Origin of the sequence: Lactobacillus sp. W8093 (assembly GCF_016100925.1) — a bacterium.
Lineage (GTDB): Bacteria > Bacillota > Bacilli > Lactobacillales > Lactobacillaceae > Lactobacillus > Lactobacillus helsingborgensis.
This window is the reverse complement of sequence record NZ_JACFRL010000007.1, coordinates 130,837-138,032: the sequence shown is the minus strand read 5'-3', so window position 1 is coordinate 138,032 and position 7,196 is coordinate 130,837. Positions and strand designations below refer to the sequence as shown.

The window sequence follows — 7,196 nt, the reverse complement described above, 5'->3', positions numbered from 1 at the left end:
GCTTTTTAGTATTCCGGCTTAGCTCAGTTGGTAGAGCGCTTGACTGTTAATCAAGATGTCGTCAGTTCGAGTCTGACAGCCGGAGTTCAATTTTGGAGTGTTGTCCGAGTGGCTTAAGGAGCATGATTGGAAATCATGTATATGGGTTAATCCTGTATCGAGAGTTCAAATCTCTCACACTCCGCTAATAGTAATAAAAAGCTTGTAATATCAACTGTTACAAGCTTTTATTATGCTTTCGCACGGCATTCGCACGGCATAAAAATAAAAAAGCTAAATATTTAACTCTCTAATTGAATTAGTGGCATCAATTTTATTTTGATCATTTAGATGAGTATAAATGTCTAAAGTCATCTTAATATCTTCATGTCCCATTAACATTTGAACTGTTTTTGGTTTTATGTTTGTTTCACTTATTAGCAAAGTTGCAAATGTATGTCTGAAACCATGGATAGTAATTCGTCTTAAATTAGGATTCTTTTTGTAAATTGCATTTAGCCATTGAGCAGGTTTTGTTAATGTACACCATTTTCCATTAGCTCCGTGAAAAAGGTATTTATAAATAACTTTTTGAGATTTTTTGTAGTTTATTAGCGTTTCATGTAAATTGGCTGATATAGGCAAGGTCCGCTTGGACATCTTACTTTTAGGTGGTTGCATGATTGTTTTACTATTTAACCCATAAGCTAGAGTTCTATTTACAGATAAAGTATTTTTAGTTAAGTCAATATCTTTCCAGGTCAATGCGAGTGCTTCAGAACGTCTTATTCCTGTTGAAGATAATAATTTAAAATAAGTGTACGCAGTTATATCATATTTTTTTGCGGCAGCTAAAAATTTTTCGAGTTCTTGTTTAGAATAAACATTATGTTCTATATCTCGACGGGGACGTGATGTTTTATTCGGCATTATAATTTTTCTAATTGGATTTTGTTCAACATAACCTAATCTAATAGCATGCTCAAAAAGTGTACTCAATAATCTAACAACATCTTTATATTTAACAATTTCTTTTGCTTTTTGATTGGCAAATTTTTGTACTGCCTTAACCTGTATTTTATCCATAAAACGATTTCCAAATATAGGCTTAATGTGGTTTTTATACAATTGCCAAGTTTTATTTGCTGTTGACTCTTTAACTTGACCTTTATAGTTTTCAAACCATAAAGAGTACATTTCATCTGTTTTTATTTGCTTAGGCTTTTGGTAACCTTGAGTACCGTTTGCTCTTAATTGGTCGTAAGTGGTTTTAGCTTCATTATAACTTGGAAAACCTTGGCGGGTAATGTTAACCCGTTTGCCATTAGCATCTAAACCTAAGTATAAATGGAACTTAAACAAACGCTCACCACGCTTATTTTTATATTCTTTTATATGTGGATCTCTTTTAGGCATTTTTTATCCTTTCTAATATGTTATAATTAAGTATACAAAAGGGCATTGCTCTTTTGTCTTTGTGATACTTCCAAGAAATCTAAGCTCGAACAGTGATTTCTTGGAAGTTTTTTGTTTTCTAAACAATTTAATTCTATTTTTTTGTTAAGCCAATTAATTCTAGATTAGACAATATAACTTCTCCAGCAGTTAAATCAGCTGTTACTTTACTTACTTGCCCATTATCTGCATCAGGTCCTAATATTTCGTTCAAATTATCATCAGACCCATCTGATATCAAGTTACCACTGCCTTTTATTGGCCGTATGACGTATCTCCCAGGTTTAATATCTCTACCTACTAACCATATACCAGCACTAACTTGCGTTTTATAAGTGTATTTATCTGGTGTTGGCGTGAAACTTGTAGACTCTATCCCGTCTAAATTGATTTTGTCGTTTTTTACCAAGTTGGTAGTAAAAGAAGTTACCTGATCACTATCAACATCATTTCCTAAAATAACGTTAATAGTGGCATCGCTGTTAGATAAATTACCACTACCCTGGACAGCTTTAATAACGTATCTGCCTGGCTTGATATCTCTACCGACCTTATACTTACCAGCTCCTAAAGTAACTGCTTTAGCTGTATTTTTTATCGGCTTTGGTTTGGAAGTCTTTGTAGAAACAGAAACTTTTTTCTTTTTCTTTACGCTTGACCTCTTTTTAGAGCGATGTGAGGTGGCCTTGTATGCTTCATTGTGACTCTCAGCATCGTTTGAAGCTGATACAAAGAAACCACAAATTAAAATTAGTATTAATCCCCACGACCACCAACGTTTAACTAAAAGCTTTTTTGGTGGCTTTTTATTTTGGCTTAATGCTTCTTTATAATCTTTACTATTTTTAACTTTTTTGTCACTAATAATCATGTAGACAACAAATATTATTAGTGCAATTATCCATAATAATTCCATTTGCCTTCTCCCATAATACTTTTAACAATACATTTATAATTTACCATTTTTATATATGTCTTAAAAGTATAAATTGGTATATGCTTTTCAGTGCTACTGAACATCGTATTCTACATGCACAACCTTACCAAAATTTTTTCTTGGTCTTTTATCGTTTAGAACTATAGGAAAATTAAAAACTCAAAATAACAAATTAAGTGTTACCTAAAATTATTAATTGCTATGTATAGTTTAGTATAGGAGCTTTTTTATTTAAAAGACCAAATCATCATTCTTTTTAAATAGACGACATGCATCATCTAGCATTCGATTGGGTATTCCATATTGCTGAATAAATTGTATCGGCTCCTCAAAACTATCATACTGAAGAGTTGCATACTCAAAAATTATATTGAGTGAAAAAAGATCTGCCGTGCGTTCCTTGGAACTTAGGGATGTACCACAAAAATATGACAAACAAGGTTCGCCATCCATCAAATGACCTATTTCATGTCCAATAATAAATGGAATCTCATTTTGATTTTTCCAATTTGTATTGATAATAATTGTTTTTTTTGTTTTGTCTGCAAGTGAATTATATTCTTTGCTAGTGCTAAGTAAAAGAACACCAATGTTATGATCAAAAGCAAAGTTAAAAAGATATTGAATTAAATCATTCACGCCTTTTTCCCCTTTCAATATCGGAGTCCATTAATTTTTTAATAATATCTAGATAATCATCTGGAATAGGGCGACCACGATAAGATAACAATTCATCGTTTTCTATATCAATAGCTGCATGTCCTTTTTTAGATGATGGTAATGGATTATCAGTATTACCTAATAAGTAGTCTGTTGAGGTATGCAATACATTAGCAACTTTTTTTAAATTTTCCATTCCCGGCTTACTAGTTTTCCAACTGTATATAGAGTTCTTTCCTAAACCGGCTTTATCATTAACTTGCGCAAGTGTTAAATGCTTTTGTGCGCATAATTTTTTAACAATTTCAAATGTATTCATATCAAGGTAACTCCAGTCCTTGACAAATTAAATTAGAAAATTTCCGTATTTTAGTTGACAAAATTAGGAAATATTAGTAATATGTAATTGTCAATTGAATTATTTAAACTTTTGGATAAACAAAAAAGTATTGAATTAGTGGGGATAGCCAGTTCAATTGCTTTATTTATTATGCTTTTATATTAGGATATTTCCTAATACATGTCAACCAAATTTAATAATTTATTGACAAAATTATTTACATTTTTGTTTTAGAAAGAAGGGAGTGAGTTATGTTGCCAGCAGAACAGGCATTAGCAGAAGCAAAGTCAAAAATTTTTAGTGCTATCAAAATTGAAATGATACGGCAAGGGTACACAGTTTCAAGTTTGGCAGATCTATTAAATGTTAATAGACCAACTCTTAGCTATGCAATTCATGGTGGAACTACACCGCGTGATATCTCTGTTAGGAAAAAAGTATATAAAGTTTTAGGGATGGGAGAAATAATTAGCTAATGAATATTAGAGACGCAGCACTTAAGGCACAAAAATTAGGTCGAGGTATTGCCAGAAAAAGTGATGGACCACGACCAGCAGTTTTTATCTGCACCAATTTAACTACGGGAATTTTCGTTATTCCTAAAAGCGATCCCAACAAAGCTTATGCAGGATGGATGCCGAATTTGGAAGACTTAATTGCAACTGATTGGTATGTAATGGGTGACCAAATTAAGGAATTATCAAATTTTTAATTTTAGTTGCATAGTCAAGAACGATATCAATTTTATCTTTGAAAGACATTTGTAACATTGCGACCGCATCAGTTGTAAGAGTTATATCCAAATAACCACCTAATACTTGATGTCCTTTTAAAAGACCTTTGTCAATTAGTTCCTCGACGGTGTAATCGGTGTCTTCTTTAGACCATTCAGGCATTAATCGGTGAATTGATTCTGAATTTCCAAATAAAACAGCTGATCGTTTGGGTGAGTTGTCTTTTAGACGAGAAAGATATTCTTTATACATTGAACTAATTAAGAATTTAGCGTCATTGGTTAAATTATAATCGTCTATCTTCATGTAATTATCTCCTTTAACACATGTTAATTAACCTTATTTTAATACAAACATTTCCGAAAATTCTATCAACTTTTAATCGAGATTAGTTTTTATTATCCAGATTGTATAAGTGATTTTAGAAAGGAGGTGAATAGTGTGCTTAAACTAAAAAAATCAGCTCAGACGAATTACTGAAAGAGCTGATTAAAAGAAAGGTTTTAGAAAAAATTGAAATAGGTATATATAAGCCTTTTGACTTAAGACCTAAATATGGAACTACTGCTAATTATGATGCAGTATATCTTTTTCATAAAAAGCAATGAAAATATCAGTTACTAGAAAGAGAAAATTTAAGAAATTGAGCATAGCATATTAGCAAAACTAGAAGACTTAGAGGAATTTTTTAACAAACAAAAAAAGCCATCCTAAAGGATGACTAGTGGATTGAATTACCATGAGATACAAATCCAGATTGCTTATTAATTATGTTTGAAGAAGATGGTTTAGTTAAGTTAAAAAGATTAAAATTTCGCAAAAAAATATCCCCTTTAGCAATCAGGGATAAGATTCCAATATTTATTAATTTCAAGGTTGCTAAGCCCGCTTTGTTTGACTGGTCATTGTTCCAGCAGTGCCTCGGCATCAATCTACCCATGGGTGGCTAGATAAAAAATTCCAAGGGTTTTCTACTAATTAAATCAAGCAGTTTAAAAATTAACCGAGCTAAGGCAATTCTTAAACTTCAAGGCTCAATTAGTAGCAAGGTTTTTCCCTATTTCGCCATCATTAGTTACTTGTAAAGAAGACTCCATTAGCCAAGTGATAACCGGTCTCTTGAACGTCCTTTTGCCTAACAATATTTTTACTAATTCATGTTTTCAAATGACTGAAATACACTTAAATCCAAAAATTGCGTCATGTTGGACCATCTCCTTTTGCAAAGAAACGCATAACGCATTTCATTTTTGGAATTATCTATACTATATCACTATATATAGTTAGTGTAAAGGAGATGAAACACTATATGTGGGGTAAAATCCAAGAAATCATGAAAATTAAAAAGATTAGCATTTATAAATTATCTAAGCTAACAGGATTACCATGGAGTACCATTGCGAACTATAAAAATGGCTCTGAAATGTCATTTAAAAATGCTTGCAAAATAGCAGATGCCTTAGATATTAGCTTAGATCAACTTAGAAAGGAGGTGAATGAAGATGGAAGTAAAAGTTCCGATTAATATTCCCGATGATCAACTCCTTGATGCAGTTGAATCAATTTTTAAAAAATATGGTTTAACTGAAAGTCAAGACACGGGTTGGATGAATCAAACTAATGCCAGAAAATATCTTAATGTTTCTAAAGCAACTTTTTATAGGTGGGAAAAAGCAGGAAAAATCCCATTTAGCCTAATAGAAGGAGTTAAGCGTTATTCAAAAAAAGAATTAAACCAAGTAATGAATGAACACAGAGTGTGTATGAGGTAGAAATTATGGAAATACAAAGAAAAGAAGTTAACTATGTTTATTTTTACTTTGATCAATTTGGAAAAAGAATTCCACTGATCGCAGGAGCTGATTTAGGAAATAACCTTGATAGTGAAATACATCCAAATTTGACTCTAAAAAAATTAATCCTTGCGCAAATGCCAAAGGATCAGACTTCAAAAGATGTTTATGTATTGATAGATGGAGTTGAATTTAAATTAGGAATTTTAGATAAATCTGAAAAGCCTCCAAAAAATAAGTTAAGAGCACTGAACTTAAATTCTGATATTTCACAAGAATACGGCATCATCTTTTATTCTCATGATAAAAAAGATAACAAAGTACCTTTAGCCACTATGTCATTGAAGGCAGATGATCTAAAAAGGGCAACTTTGATTGATAGAGAATATTCCAGAATTTTAACAGGAATTGCTAGGGAATGTGACTTGTCACCAGAACTGTATGTTTGGATCAATGGAACAAAATTTAAGCTCAAAAAGCCTGAAGAATTAGATATTGAACGCATTCATGAAATTTTAAATGGTCAAAAAAATGATATTGCTCAATAAGAACAATATCATTAAAAACTATCTTATGTTTTCTAAATAATCATATCCTGACAAAGTCACAGCATCAACTCTAAAGTCTAACATACCAAATCCTAAGCTTTGAGCTGGTTTTCCCTTTATGTAGCCTGCATCTAATAGTAAAGATAACGCATTTGAAATTGTATCTCTGTCGTATTTCTTAAGCTTATCTGATGTAGCAATTGTATTTAGATGCAAAGGTTTACCATTTTGGAGATTTTGTTCAAGGAATAAAAGAACATCTTTTACACAATCTCTGTCAAGTTTCATTTTTTCACCTCGATTCTTATCTTAATAAATTAATTATATCAATAAGAGTTAAGAGGAACTGAACAAATACTAACGGTAGAGGTAAACAAGATGTTTTTGAAAGGTAAAAAAATGATAGAAAGGATATTACTACAATGGCAGCACATATTATGCGCAGGTTTCGGCGATTATCCGAAAAGCAAAAAATTATTAATCGTATCATTGCTTCTAGCAATTGCTGGAGTGGGATTAATGATCTACATCCTAAGTTTACCGCCCTTTCTGCCAGGGACAATTTGAAGTAGGGATAAACAATAATGAAATTAACTATTACGGGTAGCCCAGAAAAAATCAACAAGCTAATTAACGAAGGAGATGATGTAACCGAAGAGTTTAAAGAAACAAAAGAAATCGGATTTTTAGCAGAAAAAAAGCCCGACGGCAATCGGACTTAGAATTAATAACACTAAGGAGATTATAACA

Annotated in this window: 14 protein-coding genes and 2 tRNA genes; 10 read left to right on the top strand and 6 right to left on the bottom strand. The window is 31.8% G+C overall.

Annotated elements, in window-relative coordinates; genetic code table 11:
* The first annotated feature begins 12 nt into the window (after window positions 1-12).
* Window positions 13-85 (top strand) — tRNA-Asn (locus tag H3T47_RS06500).
* A gap of 9 nt (window positions 86-94) precedes the next feature.
* Window positions 95-184: transfer RNA gene (locus tag H3T47_RS06495), tRNA-Ser, on the top strand.
* Window positions 185-273: 89 nt separating this feature from the next.
* Here the strand turns inward: H3T47_RS06495 and H3T47_RS06490 are convergent.
* The 4 genes from H3T47_RS06490 to H3T47_RS06475 form a co-directional block, all read right to left on the bottom strand.
* Window positions 274-1,395, bottom strand: coding sequence for a site-specific integrase (locus H3T47_RS06490; RefSeq protein WP_199282927.1), 1,122 nt, complete (start codon window positions 1,393-1,395; stop codon window positions 274-276).
* Window positions 1,396-1,528: 133 nt separating this feature from the next.
* Window positions 1,529-2,350, bottom strand: coding sequence for a hypothetical protein (locus tag H3T47_RS06485; RefSeq protein WP_199282926.1), 822 nt, complete (start codon window positions 2,348-2,350; stop codon window positions 1,529-1,531).
* 252 nt (window positions 2,351-2,602) lie between these two features.
* Window positions 2,603-3,010, bottom strand: coding sequence for an ImmA/IrrE family metallo-endopeptidase (locus H3T47_RS06480; protein ID WP_199282925.1), 408 nt, complete (start codon window positions 3,008-3,010; stop codon window positions 2,603-2,605).
* Window positions 3,003-3,350: a helix-turn-helix domain-containing protein gene (locus H3T47_RS06475; RefSeq protein ID WP_199282924.1), complete on the bottom strand. Its 348-nt coding sequence runs from the start codon at window positions 3,348-3,350 to the stop codon at window positions 3,003-3,005. The genes H3T47_RS06480 and H3T47_RS06475 overlap by 8 nt, the downstream gene beginning before the upstream one ends.
* 272 nt (window positions 3,351-3,622) lie before the next feature.
* Between H3T47_RS06475 and H3T47_RS06470 the strand changes: the two genes are divergently transcribed.
* Both H3T47_RS06470 and H3T47_RS06465 read left to right on the top strand, forming a co-directional pair.
* Entirely contained in the window at window positions 3,623-3,847 is a 225-nt protein-coding gene (locus H3T47_RS06470; RefSeq protein WP_199282923.1) for a transcriptional regulator, read from the top strand.
* On the top strand, window positions 3,847-4,083 hold the full coding sequence (locus H3T47_RS06465) for a hypothetical protein (protein WP_199282922.1): 237 nt from the start codon (window positions 3,847-3,849) through the stop codon (window positions 4,081-4,083). The genes H3T47_RS06470 and H3T47_RS06465 overlap by 1 nt, the downstream gene beginning before the upstream one ends.
* Here the strand turns inward: H3T47_RS06465 and H3T47_RS06460 are convergent.
* Window positions 4,061-4,411 carry a hypothetical protein gene (locus tag H3T47_RS06460; RefSeq protein ID WP_199282921.1) on the bottom strand — a complete coding sequence of 117 codons (351 nt, stop codon included), beginning with the start codon at window positions 4,409-4,411 and terminating at the stop codon, window positions 4,061-4,063. The two genes, H3T47_RS06465 and H3T47_RS06460, sit on opposite strands and share 23 nt — an antisense overlap.
* Before the next feature lie 464 nt (window positions 4,412-4,875).
* On the opposite strand from H3T47_RS06460, the gene H3T47_RS06455 reads away from it, so the two are divergent.
* The 4 genes from H3T47_RS06455 to H3T47_RS06440 all read left to right on the top strand — a co-directional run bounded on the left by H3T47_RS06455 (window position 4,876) and on the right by H3T47_RS06440 (window position 6,446).
* Window positions 4,876-5,055 (top strand): hypothetical protein, encoded by a 180-nt coding sequence (locus H3T47_RS06455; RefSeq protein WP_199282920.1) that lies wholly within the window; start codon window positions 4,876-4,878, stop codon window positions 5,053-5,055.
* 359 nt (window positions 5,056-5,414) lie between these two features.
* On the top strand, window positions 5,415-5,630 hold the full coding sequence (locus H3T47_RS06450) for a helix-turn-helix transcriptional regulator (protein WP_199282919.1): 216 nt from the start codon (window positions 5,415-5,417) through the stop codon (window positions 5,628-5,630).
* A complete protein-coding gene (locus H3T47_RS06445; protein WP_199282918.1) occupies window positions 5,608-5,877 on the top strand; it encodes a helix-turn-helix domain-containing protein in 270 nt (89 codons plus the stop codon). The genes H3T47_RS06450 and H3T47_RS06445 overlap by 23 nt, the downstream gene beginning before the upstream one ends.
* A 5-nt stretch (window positions 5,878-5,882) precedes the next feature.
* Window positions 5,883-6,446 (top strand): hypothetical protein, encoded by a 564-nt coding sequence (locus H3T47_RS06440; RefSeq protein ID WP_199282917.1) that lies wholly within the window; start codon window positions 5,883-5,885, stop codon window positions 6,444-6,446.
* Between the two features lie 18 nt (window positions 6,447-6,464).
* Here H3T47_RS06440 and H3T47_RS06435 read toward each other — a convergent pair whose 3' ends face one another.
* Window positions 6,465-6,734, bottom strand: a complete 270-nt coding sequence (locus H3T47_RS06435) for a DUF2513 domain-containing protein (protein WP_199282916.1) — start codon at window positions 6,732-6,734, stop codon at window positions 6,465-6,467.
* A 134-nt stretch (window positions 6,735-6,868) separates the two neighbouring features.
* Between H3T47_RS06435 and H3T47_RS06430 the strand changes: the two genes are divergently transcribed.
* The gene (locus tag H3T47_RS06430) at window positions 6,869-7,018 is read left to right on the top strand and encodes a hypothetical protein (protein ID WP_199282915.1); all 150 of its coding nucleotides are present in this window, start codon (window positions 6,869-6,871) and stop codon (window positions 7,016-7,018) included.
* Between the two features lie 12 nt (window positions 7,019-7,030).
* Window positions 7,031-7,168 (top strand): hypothetical protein, encoded by a 138-nt coding sequence (locus H3T47_RS06425; protein WP_199282914.1) that lies wholly within the window; start codon window positions 7,031-7,033, stop codon window positions 7,166-7,168.
* The last annotated feature ends 28 nt before the right edge of the window (window positions 7,169-7,196 follow it).

Excerpts from the sequence above, each read along its gene's own strand:
- H3T47_RS06490 (WP_199282927.1), bottom strand. The coding sequence starts at position 1,395 with ATGCCTAAAAGAGATCCACATATAAAAGAATATAAAAATAAGCGTGGT.
- H3T47_RS06485 (WP_199282926.1), bottom strand. The coding sequence starts at position 2,350 with ATGGAATTATTATGGATAATTGCACTAATAATATTTGTTGTCTACATG.
- H3T47_RS06475 (WP_199282924.1), bottom strand. The coding sequence starts at position 3,350 with ATGAATACATTTGAAATTGTTAAAAAATTATGCGCACAAAAGCATTTA.
- H3T47_RS06470 (WP_199282923.1), top strand. The coding sequence starts at position 3,623 with ATGTTGCCAGCAGAACAGGCATTAGCAGAAGCAAAGTCAAAAATTTTT.
- H3T47_RS06465 (WP_199282922.1), top strand. The coding sequence starts at position 3,847 with ATGAATATTAGAGACGCAGCACTTAAGGCACAAAAATTAGGTCGAGGT.
- H3T47_RS06460 (WP_199282921.1), bottom strand. The coding sequence starts at position 4,411 with ATGAAGATAGACGATTATAATTTAACCAATGACGCTAAATTCTTAATT.
- H3T47_RS06455 (WP_199282920.1), top strand. The coding sequence starts at position 4,876 with ATGTTTGAAGAAGATGGTTTAGTTAAGTTAAAAAGATTAAAATTTCGC.
- H3T47_RS06450 (WP_199282919.1), top strand. The coding sequence starts at position 5,415 with ATGTGGGGTAAAATCCAAGAAATCATGAAAATTAAAAAGATTAGCATT.
- H3T47_RS06445 (WP_199282918.1), top strand. The coding sequence starts at position 5,608 with ATGGAAGTAAAAGTTCCGATTAATATTCCCGATGATCAACTCCTTGAT.
- H3T47_RS06440 (WP_199282917.1), top strand. The coding sequence starts at position 5,883 with ATGGAAATACAAAGAAAAGAAGTTAACTATGTTTATTTTTACTTTGAT.
- H3T47_RS06435 (WP_199282916.1), bottom strand. The coding sequence starts at position 6,734 with ATGAAACTTGACAGAGATTGTGTAAAAGATGTTCTTTTATTCCTTGAA.
- H3T47_RS06430 (WP_199282915.1), top strand. The coding sequence starts at position 6,869 with ATGGCAGCACATATTATGCGCAGGTTTCGGCGATTATCCGAAAAGCAA.
- H3T47_RS06425 (WP_199282914.1), top strand. The coding sequence starts at position 7,031 with ATGAAATTAACTATTACGGGTAGCCCAGAAAAAATCAACAAGCTAATT.